Origin of the sequence: Pseudomonas izuensis, assembly GCF_002356535.2 — a bacterium.
GTDB lineage: Bacteria > Pseudomonadota > Gammaproteobacteria > Pseudomonadales > Pseudomonadaceae > Aquipseudomonas > Aquipseudomonas izuensis.
Genome location: NZ_AP017423.2, coordinates 115,001 through 134,306, shown reverse-complemented (window position 1 = coordinate 134,306; position 19,306 = coordinate 115,001). Strand labels below are relative to the sequence as shown.

The window sequence follows — 19,306 nt, the reverse complement described above, 5'->3', positions numbered from 1 at the left end:
CGATTTCAGTGACCCAACCGCTGTTTGGCACGGGAACGCAACGCCAGGTAAGCCAGGCAACTGAGCAACAGCACTCCGAGACCGGTCAGCAGCATCGTCAACACCACATGGCGCGACAACAGCCATTGCACGGACTTGAACGGCCCCAGGTTGCCAACGTAGTACTGCTCTTCCGCCACCAGTGGCTCGATGGTTTTGCCACGCACCACCACCAGGCTGCCCTGGATCGACTGGGCGTAATCTTCACCGCCGATCAGGGCGCTGGTTGCTTCAGCCAGGCCTGCCGGCTGACCGCTGGCGATCACCACGACGCTGCGACCGCTTTTGAGCGGCGATTCGAAACCGGTCAAATAAGTGCTGCGCTCACCCCCGGAGAAAGCCATGGCCAGACGCGCCTTGCGCTGATTGGCGTCCGGGTCGGGGCTGATCCAGTCACGTATGCGCATTGGCAGGTCAGACAGATGGAAGCTCTGTTGGCCGCCGGCATCGGTTGCCGGCAGGTGATCAGCCCACTGTGTCAGCAACGGCTGGTTTGTGCCGGAAGCCAGCACCAGCAGGTCTTTGTCGGCGGCTGCCTGGAGCTGCGCGGCCTGCGTCACCAACACGCCGGTTGCCGGGTAACCCGTGGATTGGCCAAAGCGGCCAAGCACCGTCAGGTAAGCATCCAGCTCCGGCGCGCCGGCGTTATCCGGCAGCACCACGGCCGTTTGCGACAGGTCGGCCAGGCGGGTGAATGGGAAACCTGCATCCTTGAACACGCCCAGGTTCGGCATCGCCATGAAGTGGTCGTAGCCGCTCAAGTCGAGGGTCGATTCCGGATCGACGCTGCCGCGCATGTTGTCGATGATGATGTCGCCGCACTCGCCTTGCTTGATGTAATCGAACATGTAGCGCAGTTGCAGGCGCGATTGCAGGGCCACCGAGTTCAATGGCAGGCGCACGCGGGTTTCGCGACCCAGGGTGTCATTGCCTTTCAGGGCGCTGAGTACGCCGCTGTCGAGCTTGTCCTGGGACAACAGGTTTTGCGACTGAATCAAGCCATCGTTGAAGCTGACGATGAACGAGGAATTGGTCGATTTTTCCTGCGGCGTGTAACGGTATTTGAGGTTCAGCGGCGCACCTTCGTCACGCCAGGTAAACAGGTCCGGCGGGAAATTCAGCGGCACGGTAATGTCGCCCGGGTTGTAGCCGGAGACGTTGAATTGCTTGGCCGGCAGCAACTCGCCGAGCTTGACCGGGCGATCGCTCGGCAACCAGTTCGGGGCGTCGTAAGGCTTGCGCGGTTGCACCGTATCGAGGCGATCGATCACCACGCTGCTGCCCGACAGCGCCTGGCTGCCGAGGACCAATGCCGTGACCGCGGTCTTGAGCTCACGGGTATCGCGACCGGTGATCACCAGCAACTTGCCGTTGGCGTCATTGGGGTTGGTCATGACCGTCAGGGTCGGGCCCTTGGCCGCAGGCAGGTTCAGCGCGCCAAGCTGCAGTGCGTCCGGCCCGCTGAGCATGACCACGGCATTACCGCTGACCGGAATCTGGTTGAAGCGCGTCGAGAACGTCGCGCCGCGATAACTGGCCTGGGCACCGAACCACGACGACAGTGCGCCAGCGGCTTCAAGGGCGGTGTTGTCCGGTGCACCGGCGAACACGAATGGCAGGCTCAAGGTACGAGCATCGCGGCGATCGAAAAACGGCAGCGGCATGATCGACAGGTCGTTGGGCAAGGCCAGCGGTGACACGTCAATGCTCAGCTCCGTCGCGTTGCTGATCTTCGCCCACAGGCTGGAATGCTGAGGGTCTTCACACCCCATGGTGTAGTGACCGACGAATTGCAGGCTCAAGCGATTGAATTCAGTGATCAGGTGCGCCGGAATAGTGACCACCTGCGATTGCAGTTGCCCGGCGTTTTCCTTGGGCAGGGGCAGGCTTGCAGCCACTTCATCGTTGACGATGACGTTGATCTGCGACAGATCGGCCAGCAGCGCCGGCGAATAGGTGTACTGCAACTTCAATTTGGCGCCGGTCACGATCGAATCGGCACGCACATCGAAATTGACACTATCGGTGGACTCCACGCCGTGCAGGCTCATCGGATAGTTGCGGCCCAACTGCTTGAGGCTCACGCTGTAACCATTGCCCCCCGGCGCAACACCCACCGGCGCGGTCTCGGCGAATGCCGTAGCAGCCCCACCCAACGCCAAGAAGGCGCACGTCAGGCGTGTCAATGCGCGGTCGCGCAGGATACCGAAAGCGAAAGACTTCGAATTCATCACTTGTCCAAAACGTTTTCCAGGGGGGGCGGGGAGGCTCGGCGACTGCGGAACAGGTGCTGCACTTCCATGAGCGTTGCTTTGAAAAGTTCGTAGATACCGCGCAGGCCAATGCTGCTGACATCCCGCAAGGCGGCCAGTGGCGTATCGACCTGACCGCTGCCCCAGGTCGCAGCCCAGGTGTCGGCTCGCGAGAACGTCAGGCGTACCAGCTCACTTTGCTGACGCAGGGACAATTGATCGAACTGCGCCCCCAACAACCCCTCGCGACTGAACACGATCACGGCGGGAAACACACTGAGTCGTTGATTGCGGAAAAGCGAGATCTGTACGCGCTCACCCTTGGGAAGGTCGAGGTCATCGGGCAAACGGAAACCCAGTCCTTTTTGCGAGAAGTCCTGGGTCGTGCCTTCGATCGTAGTGCCATCGGCACGGGTCAGGCGCATCGGCAAGACAGCGGCCACCCGAGGCTCGGAACGTACCTGCCGGGTTTCGCTGGCTACCGCCACCGAGGCGCTGGTGATGATCAGGTTGTAGACCGTCCACGCCAGGTTGATCAGGATCGTGGTCGTTGCGCCTTCGGCGCCCTCCATCAGGCGCATACCGCCATAGATCAGGCCGCCGAAGTTCAGGAGCAGCAGGACGATGTAGGGTCGGGCCAACTTCCATTCAAAATACTTCTTGTCGATCACCCCGCCCTTGTCGGTCACGTTGAAACCACCGAATTTGGGATTGATCAGCGCCATCAGCACCGGGCCCATGATGTACCAGGCCAGTACTGTCTCGTAGACCTCGTTCCAGAACGAGTGGCGAAAGCGCCCCTGAATGCTGGAGTTGGTCAGGCTGGCATGGAGAATGTGCGGCAATACATAGGCGGTGATCATCAAGGCCGAGGCGTGGAAAATCTGCGCATCGAAAAACAGGAAGGCCAAGGGCGCTGTAAGGAACGCCAGGCGCGGAAGGCCGTAGAAAAAGTGCAGCATCGCGTTCACGTAGCACACCCGCTGCCCCAGGCTCAGCCCTTTGCCGAACAACGGATTGTCGGTGCGGAAAATCTGCGCCATGCCCCGTGCCCAGCGAATCCGCTGGCTGATGTGCCGCGACAGGCTTTCGGTCGCCAGGCCAGCCGCTTGAGGAATGGCCAGATAAGCTGTGTTGTAGCCGGCACGGTTCAGTTTGAGTGCGGTGTGGGCATCTTCGGTCACGGTCTCGACGGCCACGCCACCGACTTCCAGCAACGGCGCCCGACGGATCACCGCACAGGATCCACAGAAGAACGTCGCGTTCCACAGGTCGTTGCCATCCTGCACCAGCCCATAGAACAGCTCGCCCTCGTTCGGCACGGAACGGAAGGTGTTGAGGTTTTTCTCGAACGGGTCGGGCGAGAAGAAAAAGTGCGGCGTTTGCAGCATCGCCAGCTTCGGGTCCTTGATGAACCAGCCGACACAGACCTGCAGGAAAGAGCGCGTCGGCACGTGGTCTGCGTCGAAAATCGTCACGAACTCGCCGCTGGTGACCTTCAGCGCTTCATTGAGGTTGCCTGCCTTGGCATGGCGGTTGTTGTCGCGAACGATGTAACCCACGCCAATTTGCTCGCAGAACTCGCGAAAATCTTCGCGGCGACCGTCATCGAGCACATGGACGCGCAGTTTGTCCTGGGGCCAGTCGATGGCCTGGGCAGCGAAGATCGTGACCTTCACGATGTCGAGGGTTTCGTTGTAGGACGGGATGAATACATCGACGGTCGGCCACTCACTGGGAGGGCCGCTCATCAAGATCGGTTTACGGCGCAGCGGCCACGCGGTTTGCAGGTAACCGAACAGCAGCACGATCAAGGCGTACAACTCGGCCAGGACCAGGCCGTAGCCGAACAACATGTCGACCCAGCCCTCGAACCCAAGGGTAGAGGTGAGTCGCCAGTACATGTAGCGCAGGGAAGCCGTCAGCGACAGCCCGATGAGCATCAGCACCGTCAGGCGTCCGGGAATCTTGCGCAACACCATGGCCGCGATAAAGCAGCCAAGGGCAAAAATGCACTGTGAATACAGCTCGAAGGGTACCGTGATGATGAACAGCACTAGCAGACCGCAAAACACGGTCATGCTTGCGATCAACACCCGACGCCATATCGTTGGCAGACTGCTCAACCGATCAGAGACAGCTTGAGCCCAGTGCTGTGGGCGGCTCTGGACGGCCGCATCCGGAACTGAAGTGTTCATCACGAGGCAAACGACTCTGCAACGTCCATCGACTTCAACTGCGCCTTGAGTGTGTCACCCAGCGTCAGCATGTCCTGGCAGGCCTGGGACGACTCGGCCTCCAGCAGCGGGTTCTGGCCATAGGCCAATGCCTCGCCGATGGCGTGGTCGAGTGTCACGACGCCCAGCAGCTGTGAACCGAGGCGACGCTTGAACACTTCGTGCATATCCCGGCAAAACTGGCGAGAGCTGTCGAACTGATTGATCACGTAGCTGCACAGTGGCGCCATGTCGCGAGCCACGCGCTCGCCCAGTAAACGTTCCGTCTGGTCCAGCGTAACGAAGCACGCCGCATCGGCAGTCGCGACGACAAGCACCTGGTCCGCCACCGTCAAGGCCTGATCCAGGTAAGTGGTGCGACCTGGCGGTGTATCGAGAATCACCAGATCGTTTTCGCCCAGGTCCATGCTCGCCAATTGGCGCGCCAGCCAGTAACGATCGTGTTCCATATAACGTTCCAGCGTCCGTCGCTCGTCTTCGGTCACCGAACCGTACGGCAGCAGTAACGAATCTGCAGGTCCCGCCAGCAGCAGCGCCTTCCAGTTTTCACCCTTGAGGCTGGCATTGCCCATGCCTGAAACATCCGGCTCGGCGCCCAGATGATGTTGCAAGGCATTTTGCGGATCGAGATCGATGGCCAGTGTCTGGCCGCCTTCCAACCGTAATGAGGTGGTCAGCGCGGAGGCCAGCGTGCTTTTACCCACGCCGCCCTTGGCCGATACGAGCGCAATAACGTGGGCTCGGGTCTTGGCTGGGCGACCGTGTGGCAGTGCCTGGCGCAGCGCCTCCTCATTGCGTGCTTGCGCTTCAGCCTCACGCGCCAGCGCTACTTCGGCCAGCAAATGGCGAAGCGGCGCACCGGCCTGCCGGGGTTTAACGGACAACAACTGCGCCTCGGCACCCTTGATCGAAACCACGGGCGCTGCATCGTCGAGCTGAGCAAGCGGCTGATCGATTTCAACGACAGGTGCAGGTTCCGGCGCGGTCGGGACCAGCGCCAGCGGCTTTTCCTTGTATTCGAAATGACTGCCGAACTCGAGATAACTGTCCGCACTTGCTCCGAACCTGTTGAATAGATTCGATATATCGTCTGTACGATTCATAAAAGGACTATCCGAGGCGCTGGCATATTAGGGAGCAGGTCGCTCAAGTTCATCGAAGCAAGCCATCAAAATGATATCGTCAATATTTTGAATGCTGCAAGTGTAATAGTTGGTTGCGATTAAAAAAACCTTTTTTATCGCCATAAAATTGACGAACCCACCTATTTTTATTTGGCGCATCCTGCCTGGAGTCGGCGGCCCCGCATTCGCTACAGGCTGCTGAATACAGGGGCTGAGCGGCGGCGCGGGATTATCCGGCAAGGCTTACAACGGCGCACATGATTTACGCCAGATGGCAGTCCGGTGGATGGACGGCAATCCGAAGATAACGTGAACCTGCAAAGCAATTCGCGGACCATTTGAACTATCGTTATAGGTGTCGTTTTTGGCGGTTTAGACATATATGTTTTAAATCAATGTGTTAGTTATAAACAGACAGCAACGATCCGCGAACCTTTAGTGCGAGAGTTATTGAGCGGGATGTGAGAGGTGCCATTTACTGGCGCGATATTGACTATGCTGGCTGACAGCATGACGCGATTCACTTCCGAGGGATGCTCCATGTTCTACGTGCAACGCAATGCAGAAGGAAAACTGACGCGCGTCGAAACACAAGCCTACGCCGAATCCACGGAAACGCTGCCGACCGACCACCCTGACCTCCAGGCCTGGTTCGCCAATGAAGTCATGGCCACCAGCCTCAAACAGCTCAAGCAGATTAAACAACTCAAGCAGCTCCAGCAGAGCGACCTGGAAATGATCCGGGTACTCGACGACTTGATCGAAGTGTTGATCAGCAAAGGCGTGATCCTGGTCACTGACTTGCCGGATCCTGCACAAGCCAAGCTCATGGACCGGACCCAGGCCCGGGAGGCGTTGGGCGGGTTGAGTCATTTGGTTGATGATGATGAAGAGGGGTATATCTGAAGGTTTCAACTTCTTCGCTGACTGTGCCGTCGCCATCGCGGGCAAGCCCGCTCCCACAGGGAGTGGTGGCGATCACAGGACTTGTGTTCGACGCAAAATCTGTGGGAGCGGGCTCGCCCGCGATGGCGGCATCACATGCGGCTCAAATTCCAAGCCTTACTGCCAAGGCTTCGGCCCCCCCACCAACCGCCCCTGAACCCCATACACCCCCATCTCCCGAATCACCGCCAGCTCACCTTCGGTTTCGACCTGTTCGGCAATCAACGGCAAATCGATGCTATGCGCCGCACGCTGGATGGCTTCGATGAACAGGCGCTTGTCGCTTTCCTGATCGATTGCGCGGATGTAGCTGCCGTCGATTTTCAGATACGCCAACCCGAGCCGGGCGAGATTGCCGATCATGCTGAAACGCCCGCCGAAATGTTGCAGGCTCAACGAGAACCCCAGCCCACGCAATCGCCGCGTCAGGTCCTCAAGCATGGCTTGCCCCGGCAATTGTTCTTCACCGATTTCCAGGGTCAGCCGTGGTCCCAGGCTGGAATGCGAACGCAGCAGCTCAAGGAGCGCATTCAATGCCTGCGGATCTTCCAGGGTGGCTGAAGACAGGTTCAGCGCCAGCGACTCTTCATGATCGGCCATTTGCTCGAGCACCAGCTCCAACATCAGACGATCGAGCCGCGCGGCCCAGCCGAACCGCTGCAGCCACGGCAGGAAGCGCCCCGCCGGTATGCTCTGGCCCTGATCGTCGATCAGGCGCGACAGTACTTTGTGGTGCAGGACCTGTTGTGTGTCCTGACTGGCCACCACCGGCTGGAAAAACAATGCGAACTGCCGCTGCTTCAGCGCCCGATCCAGCAGGTTGTGCCAGGCATGATGATCATCGCCGACACCGGCCAGGGCGCTATGATCCAGACAGACCCAATTCGAATCGACCTTGCTTTCGGCCTGCGCCAATGCCTGATCCGCCAGCCCGAGCACCGCTTGCGGCGCATCACCATGGACAAACGGCGCCAACCCGATCGCGGCGACCGAGGCCACGTCGGTGGCGCCGGTCGCATGCAGGCTGGTCAGGGCCGTGTCGAGGTGCTGCGCCAGCTGCAGCGCTTCTTCGCGCATCAGCCCCGGCGCCAGCACGGCAAATTCGCCACCCCGAATCCGCGTAACGAGGTTTTGCGTTGCCGGATAGCGGGCGCATTCGCGCGACAGCTGCTCGCCAACCGCCCGCAACAATTCGTCGGTGCGTTGGCCGCCCAGGCGCTGGTTGAGGCCCGCCAGATCCTGAACCCGCAATAGCAGCAAGTAACCAGAGCTGGCCTGTTCAGGATTGCTCACCCGAGCGTTCAATTGCATCTCGAAATAGCGACGGTTGGCCAACCCGGTCAGGTTGTCCTGATAGGACTCGACCCGCAGTTTTTCACTGCGTTCGGCCTGCTCCTGAAACAATGCCTTGAGCTTCTCGACCATCTGGTTCATGGCCTGCACCACTCGCCTCAGTTCAGGCGTGCGCGGCAGTTGCGGCAGGCTGAGGAATTCGCGGCGGGCAATGGCATGGGACTGGTGGACCATGTAATCGAGCGGTTTCAATTGCCGACGCAACAACAGCGCCCCCAGAATCGCACTGACCACGCCGCAGATCAGTAACCACACCAGACTGCCCAGCGCGCTCTGCCACAGCTTGGCCAGGGCGAACATCGGGTGGCTGACCACCTCGACCCGCGCAGCCTGCTCCCAGCCGCGACTGACGATCGCATCGCCGCCGGCAGGTTCAAGGCCGATCATTCGGACGAACCAGCCCGGTACACGGGTATCTGCCGGGATACCGCTGCGCTCGACGAGCGTCTTGTCGTTGGAGAGGTCGACCACCCGGATGCTCGCGTAGTAACCGCTGTCGAAGATCGAGCTGACCAGTAATTCGGTCATTGCCGGGTCATCGATGTTCGGTGTCAGGGACAGCGCCAGCGCCGTCGCGGCGTCCTGGGCGTGGGATCGCAACTGGTTGACGTACTGAGTACGAGAACTCTCCAGGCTGACCATGAAGCTGCCGGTGAAGGCGACGACCAGGAACAGACAGATTGCGATCAACAGCTGTTTGAACAAAGACATCTGTGGGCGTGCTCCTAATTAATCGTCTCGACCGGAAATCCTTCTGCCTGCATTTTCTTCAACACGTCTTGCCAGCGAGACAGGCGCTTGGTGTCACCGACCTTCTGGTTGCCCTTGGCACCCGGTAACCACAACCCTTGTGCATTGAAAGCGTAGACCGGCAGCAAATCCGTACGTTGGCTGGCCGGCTGGATCGTGTCGATCAGGCTGTCGAGCACCAGCGGCATGGCGTCGGGGCTTGCGTAGTAGGTCAACACCATGTGCGCGCGATTCAGGCGCAACGCCTTTACATAGGTGATGCGCAACTTGTCGCTGGCAACGCCGAGATGGCGCAGGCTGAAGTACTTGGCGATCGCGTAGTCTTCGCAATCGCCGGCACCTTTCCACAAGGCTTCGATCGGGGTCTCCCAGTAATCGACCTGGTGCCAGAGGTCGATGTCCTCGACGTAGCGCATTCGCTGATTGAAGAACCGGTTGACCCGGTTCAGTTGCTCCAGCTCGCTGACCTGCTTCTGGGAGGCCAACAAGTGTTTCCAATCATCAATACGCTGCTGTCCTTCGCCCAAAGGCCCGTACAATGCCTGCGCCCGGCGGCTGATCAGGGAAAAGTCCCAATCGGCCTGCCCATCGCCCAGTACATCGCCCAGCATCACACCGGCCAGCAGCAATGCGCCGCACAGCCAACGCAAAATCCGGGAAGCAGGGAAACATACCGCCAACGGAAGGCATCCAGGGTAGGCAAATGGGAGTCGGTTGATGGTGTAGGGTAGCCTGTTAAAAAACAATGGCACGGTGAGATCATCGATGGCGCGCTAAACTGAAGGAAAGGCGCTCTGTTGCGCGTTTGACAAGCCGTCAGGCTGTTACTAGTGTCAGTTGGATCCAAAATTATTCAGTCAATCAGGGTGCGTTGTAGTGACACAAAAGCCCAACCCTCTCAGCAGTATCAAGGTCAACGGGCCGATTCCCGCGCACCTGGCTCGCTCGGTTATCGAAGAAACCTTGCGTTCGGCTATTCTCGATGGCCGCCTGCCTTGCGGTATTGCACTGCGCCAACAAGATCTGGCCGACCTGTTTGGTGTCAGCCGCATGCCGGTGCGCGAAGCCTTGCGCCAACTCGAAGCACAAGCATTACTCAACGTGATTGCCCATAAAGGCGCCGTGGTCGCACCACTGGTTCAGGGCGATGCCGCGGAAACCTATGCCCTGCGGATCCTGCTGGAGTCCGAGGCACTGAGGCTGTCGGTCCCGCTGCTGGATACGGCGGATCTCGAACAATCAGCCCGCTACATCGACGAGCTGGAAACGGAACACGACTACACGGAAATCGGCCGGCTCAACCGTCTTTTCCATATGTCACTGTACTGCAAGGCACCCAATAAACGGCTGCTGAAACTGGTCGAAGATGGGCTGAACGAGGAAGAACGTTTTCTGCGCTTCAATCTGGAAGCCATGGGCTTGGGCAAGTTATCCCAGGAAGATCACCGGGCCCTGTTGCGCGCCGCCGAAAACCGGGACGTCGAAGGTTCCGTGAAACTGCTCGAAAATCATCTCAATCGAGGGGTCGAGGTCATTACACGCTACCTCAATAGCCCTGAAGCCAAGAACAGAAACACCTCGAAGTAGAGCACACGCCCCGAACCTGCAGAAGCAAGTCGGATCGCCGCACCGCTTGCTCCTGCAAAAAACCAGTTCGGCGAACTATCCGCTTACATTTTTCCCTCCTATAAACCCTCCCCCGACTCGCACGCCCCGGTGATAGCGGCTGCCTTGAATTACGCTCACTCTTGGGGTGCCGACAACCAATGAATGGGTGACGCACCGCAACAGTGGCGCAGTCCCCGCACCAGGAACCTACGGAAGGAGCCTTGTCACGGGAACGGAAGAACACGGCATTGCCCCGGCCAACTTCCATCCCCCTCAGATCACCTCGACGGATTCCATTGGAAAGTTGCTTCGAGTGAGGCATTCACTCTTCATTTAAATTCTGGCTTATATAAGACGGAAGGAGTAACTACACCCAAATAAAACTTATATGAAAAGTTTTATTGGAACTTGTCACGCCAGAGAAAGTTAAACAAATAAATATTAATAAAATAACTTGATCAGCACTTTATTTGTGTACTAACTTTTCTACGCCGCCAATGAATGCTGGCCGAACAACCATTAATACCCGTTCTGAAACCAACTATCAGAGATCGATTGGTTTGAGGCACCCGCTCGCCAGCAGAAAACTTAAAACATCAACCAGCCGTGATCACCGCTGACATTCGACTATTTAAAAGGCTTGCTCATGAAACCCACTAAAGAATATCTCGAACAAAAAAAATCCGAATTGAGTGCACACCCGATTTTCTCCGAAATCCACTCGCTGGCCGTCTTACAACGCTTCATGGAAACCCATGTCTTTGCCGTGTGGGACTTCATGTCATTAACCAAGCGACTGCAACAGGAGCTGACCTGCACGCACCTGCCTTGGTTGCCACCGAGTGATCCGCAGGCAGCGCGACTGATCAATGAGATCGTGCTGGGTGAAGAGTCCGATGACCGCCCGACCCGGGGACACTACAGCCATTTCGAGTTGTACCTGGATGCCATGCGTGAAGTCGGTGCCAGCACCGCCGCCGTCGAACGCTTCGTGGCGCTGCAACAGGAAGGCGTGAGTTATGACGTAGCGCTGCAAAGTGTCGACGTCGACCCGGCGGCGGCGCGATTCGTGCGCCATACGCTGCACACCGCGCTGCATGCCCCGGGCCACAGCGTCGCGGCAGCGTTTCTGCATGGTCGCGAAAGTGTGATTCCGCAGATGTTCCAACGCATCCTCGATGACTGGGGCATCGGCATCGAACAGGCCCCGACCTTTCGCTACTACCTCGAACGCCACATTGAGGTCGACGCCGAAGACCACGGTCCTGCCGCGGAAAAACTTCTCGCCCGGCTGGTCGATGGCGACCCGCAACGGGAGGAAGACGTCTATGCCAGCGCCATCGCCGCGGTGGAAAGTCGTATCGCCTTGTGGGATGGCTTACGCCTGAGCATGAGCGAACCACTGGCGGAGGTGAACGCATGAACGCTGCCGACTACCTGTCGTTCGCCGACGCCTGGGAAAGCCGCGCCACCATCCGCACCCGCCCGCGTCGCGTGCTGGAGAACGATGACAAGCTGATCTACCCCTTGAGCCGCCAACCACTGGTGCTCAGCCAGACGTTTCTGCGCGAATGCCCGCAACAGCGCGACTTTGCCCTGGTGCAGACACTCTACAAATTCATCAACGACGTGGTGATTTTCGAAACCGAGATCGTCGACAAGACTGCCCGCAGCATCGCCAAGAATCGCTTCGACGTGCCCTTTCCGCTCGCTTGCCGTTACGACGCCATGACCGTGGTGGTGGATGAGGATTACCACGCGCTGGTGGCCATGGATTTCATGCAGCAGACCATCGCCATGACGGGTATTACACCGATCGACCTGCCCGACGAAATCGAACTGAGCCGGGCAATTCCAGCGGCCGTCGCACTTGCGCCACCCCACCTGCGCAGCGCCGTGGAGCTGATCTGCGTGGCGATTGCCGAGAACACCGTGACTGGCGATGTCGCCGCGTTCGCCAAGGACGACACCGTCAAGCAATCGATCAAGGGCTTGATGGCCGACCATTTGCTCGACGAAGGCCGGCACTCCGGATTCTGGGCGCGGATGGTGCGCATCTACTGGCACACCGCGAGTGAGGACGACCGCCAGTGCATCGCGCAAATCCTGCCGGTGTTCATCGGCCATTACCTGACCAACGACATCCAGAAGTCCTTCGACTTCCGCCTGATCGATGCCTTGCCGATCAGCGCCGCCGCACGCCACGCCCTCAGGAGCGAGGTGTCGGGGCTGGCTTTCCCGATCAATCGCCATCATCCGCTGGTGGCCAACATCGTGCGGTTCTTCCGTAGCAGTTCGCTGCTGGATTCGCCGTGCGTGCAAAGCACCCTGGACGACTACCTGATTTGACGAGGAGCACACCATGAGACGTCTCGATATTTTGCTCATTGGACGAAGCCAGGCCTTGACCGACCTGAGGCTGGAGCTCGAACAACACGGTCATGCACTGACACGGATGAAGGCGCTGGACGAGCAGGCACCGGCCCGCGCCGACCTTGTGATCGACGATGCCAGCGTGGATGGGCAGATATTCATTGATGTACCGCGCCTGACGTTGCAACTGGGCATCGACCTGCCACGCGCTTCGGGCCTGCCATCGCTGGATCTGTTATGCACTGCCGATTCCACGTTGCTCACTCGCGTGCCGATCGCCGATGAACCTTCAGGCAACGGTCAGGTGCTGCGCCTGCGCGCTGTGGCGGAACTGGTGGACCATGTGGCGTTGCTGGTCAGCCGCTACTCGCGGGACGCCGAGTATTTTCGGCTTGCCGAACCGCTCACCTCCATACATTTCGAAAGAGTCGAAAACCTGCTGTTTCTCGACAGCCTGGCTTTCGTCCATCAGCTCAATGCAACGGCAGATCCTCGGCTGCTGGAGCTCGCCCGGGTGCCAGTGATCGAGCGCCTTGAACAGCGCTTCATTCAGTTCGCCGGGCGACCGGCATTGAACGTAGCCGGCAGCGCTCTCGACTATCGCCAGTTGCATGCCCTGAGCCGCGCGGTTCAGCAGCGGTTGCAACCTTTGCTCGATCAGCATGACGGCCCGAGAGTGGTCGGCATCTGCCTGCCGAAATGCAGTGCGTTGTATGCGGGGATTTTGGCGATTTTGGGTAGCGGTGCGGTGTACCTGCCTCTAGAGCCGAGCCATCCACTGCAACGCCAGCAGTACATCCTGTCGGACGCCGGTGCGGTATTGCTGCTGCATGATGGGCAGCATCCGCTGGCGGCGCAGATGCCGAGCCTGGATATCAGCGCTATCGACGCCGAAGCGTTGAATCCTGATCAACCGCTGATGCGCCATCGCCCCGATCTCGACGCGCCGTGCATGGCGCTCTACACCTCGGGCACCACCGGCCATCCCAAGGGCGTGCTGCTCAGCCAGGCCAACCTCGCGCACTTCACCGCGTGGTACGTCGACTATGTGCAGCTCACCGAACAGAGTCGGGCGCTGCAATTTTCATCGTTGAGTTTCGACTCGTCGCTGATCGATATTTTTCCGACCTTGCTGCAAGGTGCCGAATTGATCGTGCCCAGTGAAGACCAGCGGCGCGATCCGCTGCAACTGGTGGATCTGATTCGTCACCAACGCCTGAGCCACGCCTTTCTGCCGCCCGCGTTGTTGAGCGTTCTGCCGCTGGAGCAACTGTGCAACCTCGATCACGTGATGACGGGAGGTGATGTCTGCGAGCCCTGGGTCATCGAGCAATTGACCCGTCAGGGCCAACTCTACAACCTCTATGGCCCCACCGAAGCCACCGTGCTGATTACCGCACGGCAACTGCAGGCCGGCGATCACAATCGAACCCTGGGCGGTCCGATCGCCAACAGCCAAGTGCTGATTCTCGATGAGGAAAAGCAACCGGTGATCGAGCAGACCGTCGGTGAGTTGTTCATCGTCGGGCCCGGAGTATGCCTGGGTTACCTGAACAACCCGCAACAAACCGCCGAACGCTACCTGCAACTGACCCTGCCCGATGGCCAGAGCCTGCGCGCCTATCGCACGGGCGACATGGCGAAGTGGACCACTGGCGGAATCGAACTGTGCGGCCGGCGCGACAATCAGGTGAAGATTCGCGGCTTTCGGGTCGAGCCGGAAGAGATCGAGCGCTGCCTGCGCGACAGCCAGTTGTACGGTCAGGTGGCCGTGGTGATCGACAGCCAGCGACGGATTCTGGCTTTCCTCGCCCAACCTCGAGAGAACCGGCCCGGCGCCGCTCGCGAAGCGCTGAAGGCCCACGCCCTGCACTATCTGCCGGACTACATGCAGCCCGGCGCCTGGACCGAGCTGGCGAGCATGCCGTACGCCAGCAGCGGCAAGGTCGATCGTAAGGCGCTGTTGGAACTGCCGGTCAGCATCAGTGAAAAGGCTACGCGCCGCTTGCCCGTCAGCGCCGATGAAACCTTGTTGCTGGAGATCTGGTCCGAGCTGCTGGAGTTGCCGGCCAGCGATATTTCCACTGACGAAAGTTTTTTCAATCTCGGCGGTCATTCGATCCTGCTTTCACGAATGCTCCTGCGCTTGAGCGAAGAATTCGGCCGCAGCATTTCGATCAACCGCTTCATCGAACTGCCTACCATCGCGAAACTGGCAACACTGGTGCGTGGCTCCGGCAGCGAAGAGGTGTTGAGCGAAAGAGCCCTGGCCGATGCCTCGCGCGAGCTTCAGGTGCAGCCATTGCCCGTCAGCCGCATGGGCGATGTGCATAAGGTGATCGTCACCGGTGCCAACAGCTTTGTCGGCGTCCACATCGTCGAAGCACTGTTGGCGTGGGGTGCCACCGAAGTTGCCTGCCTGGTCCGAGACGGTAACGGGCAATCGGCTGCCGAGCGCTTCGCTCAGGCGTTAGTGGAGAACCGGCTGGAGCATCTGGATTTGAGTCGGGTGCGGGTTTACGCGGCGGACATCACGCGCCCGCAACTGGGGCTGACCGACGAAGTTTACGAGCGCCTTGATCGTGAGTTCGGTGCACTGGTGCACAACGCCGCCAACGTCAATCACGTGCTCGATTATGAGTCACTGGCACGGGACAACGTCGAACCGATTTTCGAGTGCCTGCGATTGTGTGAAGGACGCAGCAAAAAGATCTTCAACTTCGTCTCGACACTCTCGGCCTCCAGCACGATGTCCGCCGATGGCAAGGTGCTTGAGCTGCCCGCCGCGCAAACCCCGCCGATCTACATCAAGAATGGCTACAACCTGTCCAAATGGGTGGGCGAGCGGGTCCTCGAGCGCGCGCGGGAGCGCGGTGTGCGGGTCAATCTCTATCGGCCCGGCAACATCAGCTTCAACAGCCTCACAGGTGTGTGCCAGCCGCACAAGAACCGTTTGATGCTGATGCTCAAGGGCTCGATCCAGCTCGGTCAGGTGCCGGAGTTCACGCTGAACTTCGATCTGATGCCGGTGGACTTCCTCGCCCGCTTCATTGCCTTCCATGCCAGCCGTTATCAGCCGGAAAAAGCGGTGTTCAACCTGCACAACCCCGAGCCACTGAGTTGGGACAACTATGTGGCGTCCTTTCGTGAAGCCGGTCGGGCGTTTTCCATGGTCAGCGTCGCCGACTGGCAGCAACAACTGGGCAGGGTCGACAGCGACAACGCGTTATTTGGCGTATTGGGTTTCTACCTCAACGGCTTCGAGGAAGACATCGGGGACATCTCGATGATCGGCCACGACAACGCCCAGGCCGGCGTGCGGCAGATGGGCGCGTGCTATCCGGAAAAATCCCCGGCGCTCCTGCGTCGCGGCTGCGACTACCTCAAAGAAATCAATTTCATCTGATCCACCCCAACCAAGAACGGAGCAAAACCATGAGCACACTGCAACCCGATACCCTGATCAAGAATCCGCAAGGCTGCCACGTTGTGTCTTCGGTGGAAGTCCCTGCCGACACCACGCAGGTCTGGGCCGTTGTGGGTAACTTTGCCGGCTTCGATCGATTCATCCCTGCACTGTCGCACATCGAGATGACCGGTGAGGGCGTGTCGTCCCTGCGCAAGAAGTTCTTCAAGGACGGCAACCTGGTGGTCGAGCAACTCAACTCCCGCGACGACCAGGCCCTGAACATGACCTGGACCACCATCTACAACACGTTGGGTGTCGCAAACTTGTGGGCGGCGATGCAGGTTAAATCGCTGGGTGCGGGCAAATCCGAGGCGACCTGGACCATCATCGCAGAACCGGCACAGGGAGGCGCCGAAGCTCTGCCGGGGTTCAAGGATTTCGTACAGGGCTTTGCCGATGATGCGATGAACAACGTGTTGAAGATGTTTGCTTAAGGCAGAGCGTAATGTCACTGCGATGGTGAGCTACCGGGTCCAGGCACCCGGTTTTCTCTACAAGGCCAACCGCTGAACAAGGGTTGGCTTTTTTGCAGCCCAGAACGACAAAACCCCTGTCTGCGCAAGCAGACAGGGGTTTCGGAATTTAATCTTGACGATGACCTACTCTCACATGGGGAAACCCCACACTACCATCGGCGATGCATCGTTTCACTGCTGAGTTCGGGATGGGATCAGGTGGTTCCAATGCTCTATGGTCGTCAAGAAATTCTGTGACCAGCCCGTTACAAGTATAACGTTCCGGTGAAAATTGGTGACTTCTACTAAAACAAAACCCCTACCTGCATACGCAGATAGGGGTTTCGGAATTTAATCTTGACGATGACCTACTCTCACATGGGGAAACCCCACACTACCATCGGCGATGCATCGTTTCACTGCTGAGTTCGGGATGGGATCAGGTGGTTCCAATGCTCTATGGTCGTCAAGAAATTCGGGTACCGAATCGTGGCCAGCGGGCCGCGCTTCAGCAAATTGGGCAGGTGATAGAATTCGGTGTTTTGCGAGCGTCGAACTTTCGGTTCGTTTCGTCTTCACACACCGCAATCTGGTCTCTTTCGAGTTCGCAAATTGCTTGGGTGTTATATGGTCAAGCCTCACGGGCAATTAGTATTGGTTAGCTCAACGCCTCACAGCGCTTACACACCCAACCTATCAACGTCGTAGTCTTCGACGGCCCTTCAGGGAACTCAAGGTTCCAGTGAGATCTCATCTTGAGGCTAGTTTCCCGCTTAGATGCTTTCAGCGGTTATCTATTCCGAACATAGCTACCCGGCAATGCCACTGGCGTGACAACCGGAACACCAGAGGTTCGTCCACTCCGGTCCTCTCGTACTAGGAGCAGCCCCTCTCAAATCTCAAACGTCCACGGCAGATAGGGACCGAACTGTCTCACGACGTTCTAAACCCAGCTCGCGTACCACTTTAAATGGCGAACAGCCATACCCTTGGGACCGGCTTCAGCCCCAGGATGTGATGAGCCGACATCGAGGTGCCAAACACCGCCGTCGATATGAACTCTTGGGCGGTATCAGCCTGTTATCCCCGGAGTACCTTTTATCCGTTGAGCGATGGCCCTTCCATACAGAACCACCGGATCACTAAGACCTACTTTCGTACCTGCTCGACGTGTCTGTCTCGCAGTCAAGCGCGCTTTTGCCTTTATACTCTACGACCGATTTCCGACCGGTCTGAGCGCACCTTCGTACTCCTCCGTTACTCTTTAGGAGGAGACCGCCCCAGTCAAACTACCCACCATACACTGTCCTCGATCCGGATAACGGACCTGAGTTAGAACCTCAAAGTTGCCAGGGTGGTATTTCAAGGATGGCTCCACGCGAACTGGCGTCCACGCTTCAAAGCCTCCCACCTATCCTACACAAGCAAATTCAAAGTCCAGTGCAAAGCTATAGTAAAGGTTCACGGGGTCTTTCCGTCTAGCCGCGGATACACTGCATCTTCACAGCGATTTCAATTTCACTGAGTCTCGGGTGGAGACAGCGCCGCCATCGTTACGCCATTCGTGCAGGTCGGAACTTACCCGACAAGGAATTTCGCTACCTTAGGACCGTTATAGTTACGGCCGCCGTTTACCGGGGCTTCGATCAAGAGCTTCGCGTTAGCTAACCCCATCAATTAACCTTCCGGCACCGGGCAGGCGTCACACCCTATACGTCCACTTTCGTGTTTGCAGAGTGCTGTGTTTTTAATAAACAGTCGCAGCGGCCTGGTATCTTCGACCGGCGTGGGCTTACGCAGCAAGTGCTTCACCCTCACCGGCGCACCTTCTCCCGAAGTTACGGTGCCATTTTGCCTAGTTCCTTCACCCGAGTTCTCTCAAGCGCCTTGGTATTCTCTACCCAACCACCTGTGTCGGTTTGGGGTACGGTTCCTGGTTATCTGAAGCTTAGAAGCTTTTCTTGGAAGCATGGCATCAACCACTTCGTCACCCAAAGGGTAACTCGTCATCAGCTCTCGGCCTTGGAATCCCGGATTTACCTAAGATTCCAGCCTACCACCTTAAACTTGGACAACCAACGCCAAGCTGGCCTAGCCTTCTCCGTCCCTCCATCGCAATAACCAGAAGTACAGGAATATTAACCTGTTTTCCATCGACTACGCTTTTCAGCCTCGCCTTAGGGACCGACTAACCCTGCGTCGATTAACGTTGCGCAGGAAACCTTGGTCTTTCGGCGTGGGTGTTTTTCACACCCATTGTCGTTACTCATGTCAGCATTCGCACTTCTGATACCTCCAGCAAGCTTCTCAACTCACCTTCACAGGCTTACAGAACGCTCCTCTACCGCATCACTTACGTGATACCCGTAGCTTCGGTGTATGGTTTGAGCCCCGTTACATCTTCCGCGCAGGCCGACTCGACTAGTGAGCTATTACGCTTTCTTTAAAGGGTGGCTGCTTCTAAGCCAACCTCCTAGCTGTCTAAGCCTTCCCACATCGTTTCCCACTTAACCATAACTTTGGGACCTTAGCTGACGGTCTGGGTTGTTTCCCTTTTCACGACGGACGTTAGCACCCGCCGTGTGTCTCCCATGCTCGGCACTTGTAGGTATTCGGAGTTTGCATCGGTTTGGTAAGTCGGGATGACCCCCTAGCCGAAACAGTGCTCTACCCCCTACAGTGATACATGAGGCGCTACCTA

At 58.3% G+C, this 19,306-nt stretch carries 11 protein-coding genes and 3 rRNA genes (1 of these 14 only partly in view); 6 read left to right on the top strand and 8 right to left on the bottom strand.

Annotated features, from left to right (window positions below):
* Window positions 1-5 precede the first annotated feature (5 nt).
* From bcsB to bcsQ, 3 genes are read right to left on the bottom strand one after another with little or no spacing between them, the layout of a single operon-like run.
* Window positions 6-2,270, bottom strand: a complete 2,265-nt coding sequence (bcsB, locus tag LAB08_RS00640) for a cellulose biosynthesis cyclic di-GMP-binding regulatory protein BcsB (RefSeq protein WP_096514014.1) — start codon at window positions 2,268-2,270, stop codon at window positions 6-8.
* On the bottom strand, window positions 2,270-4,492 hold the full coding sequence (bcsA, locus tag LAB08_RS00635) for a UDP-forming cellulose synthase catalytic subunit (RefSeq protein ID WP_436799341.1): 2,223 nt from the start codon (window positions 4,490-4,492) through the stop codon (window positions 2,270-2,272). The genes bcsB and bcsA overlap by 1 nt, the downstream gene beginning before the upstream one ends.
* Window positions 4,489-5,631 carry a cellulose biosynthesis protein BcsQ gene (bcsQ, locus tag LAB08_RS00630; protein ID WP_096514016.1) on the bottom strand — a complete coding sequence of 381 codons (1,143 nt, stop codon included), beginning with the start codon at window positions 5,629-5,631 and terminating at the stop codon, window positions 4,489-4,491. Before bcsQ ends, bcsA begins: the two co-directional genes overlap by 4 nt.
* 561 nt (window positions 5,632-6,192) lie before the next feature.
* On the opposite strand from bcsQ, the gene LAB08_RS00625 reads away from it, so the two are divergent.
* The gene (locus tag LAB08_RS00625; protein WP_096514017.1) at window positions 6,193-6,558 is read left to right on the top strand and encodes a tryptophan synthase subunit beta; all 366 of its coding nucleotides are present in this window, start codon (window positions 6,193-6,195) and stop codon (window positions 6,556-6,558) included.
* 156 nt (window positions 6,559-6,714) lie between these two features.
* Here the strand turns inward: LAB08_RS00625 and lapD are convergent, their stop codons facing one another.
* Both lapD and lapG read right to left on the bottom strand, forming a co-directional pair.
* Window positions 6,715-8,661 (bottom strand): cyclic di-GMP receptor LapD, encoded by a 1,947-nt coding sequence (gene lapD, locus LAB08_RS00620; RefSeq protein WP_096514018.1) that lies wholly within the window; start codon window positions 8,659-8,661, stop codon window positions 6,715-6,717.
* Between the two features lie 14 nt (window positions 8,662-8,675).
* Window positions 8,676-9,341, bottom strand: a complete 666-nt coding sequence (lapG, locus tag LAB08_RS00615; protein WP_436799349.1) for a cysteine protease LapG — start codon at window positions 9,339-9,341, stop codon at window positions 8,676-8,678.
* 235 nt (window positions 9,342-9,576) lie between these two features.
* Between lapG and LAB08_RS00610 the strand changes: the two genes are divergently transcribed.
* From LAB08_RS00610 to LAB08_RS00590, 5 genes are all read left to right on the top strand, one after another.
* Complete coding sequence (locus tag LAB08_RS00610) at window positions 9,577-10,287, top strand: GntR family transcriptional regulator (protein WP_096514020.1); 711 nt, start codon at window positions 9,577-9,579, stop codon at window positions 10,285-10,287.
* Window positions 10,288-10,954: 667 nt separating this feature from the next.
* Window positions 10,955-11,731 (top strand): DUF3050 domain-containing protein, encoded by a 777-nt coding sequence (locus tag LAB08_RS00605; RefSeq protein WP_096514021.1) that lies wholly within the window; start codon window positions 10,955-10,957, stop codon window positions 11,729-11,731.
* Window positions 11,728-12,657 carry a diiron oxygenase gene (locus LAB08_RS00600; RefSeq protein ID WP_096514022.1) on the top strand — a complete coding sequence of 310 codons (930 nt, stop codon included), beginning with the start codon at window positions 11,728-11,730 and terminating at the stop codon, window positions 12,655-12,657. The genes LAB08_RS00605 and LAB08_RS00600 overlap by 4 nt, the downstream gene beginning before the upstream one ends.
* 13 nt (window positions 12,658-12,670) lie before the next feature.
* Complete coding sequence (locus LAB08_RS00595; protein WP_096514023.1) at window positions 12,671-16,087, top strand: non-ribosomal peptide synthetase; 3,417 nt, start codon at window positions 12,671-12,673, stop codon at window positions 16,085-16,087.
* Window positions 16,088-16,116: 29 nt separating this feature from the next.
* Window positions 16,117-16,584, top strand: coding sequence for an SRPBCC family protein (locus LAB08_RS00590; RefSeq protein WP_096514024.1), 468 nt, complete (start codon window positions 16,117-16,119; stop codon window positions 16,582-16,584).
* A gap of 152 nt (window positions 16,585-16,736) precedes the next feature.
* Here the strand turns inward: LAB08_RS00590 and rrf (LAB08_RS00585) are convergent.
* The 3 genes from rrf (LAB08_RS00585) to LAB08_RS00575 form a co-directional block, all read right to left on the bottom strand.
* Window positions 16,737-16,852 (bottom strand): 5S ribosomal RNA (gene rrf / locus LAB08_RS00585).
* 108 nt (window positions 16,853-16,960) lie between these two features.
* Window positions 16,961-17,076, bottom strand: a 5S ribosomal RNA gene (gene rrf / locus LAB08_RS00580).
* Window positions 17,077-17,232: 156 nt separating this feature from the next.
* Window positions 17,233-19,306, bottom strand: a 23S ribosomal RNA gene (locus tag LAB08_RS00575) (it continues 818 nt past the right edge of the window).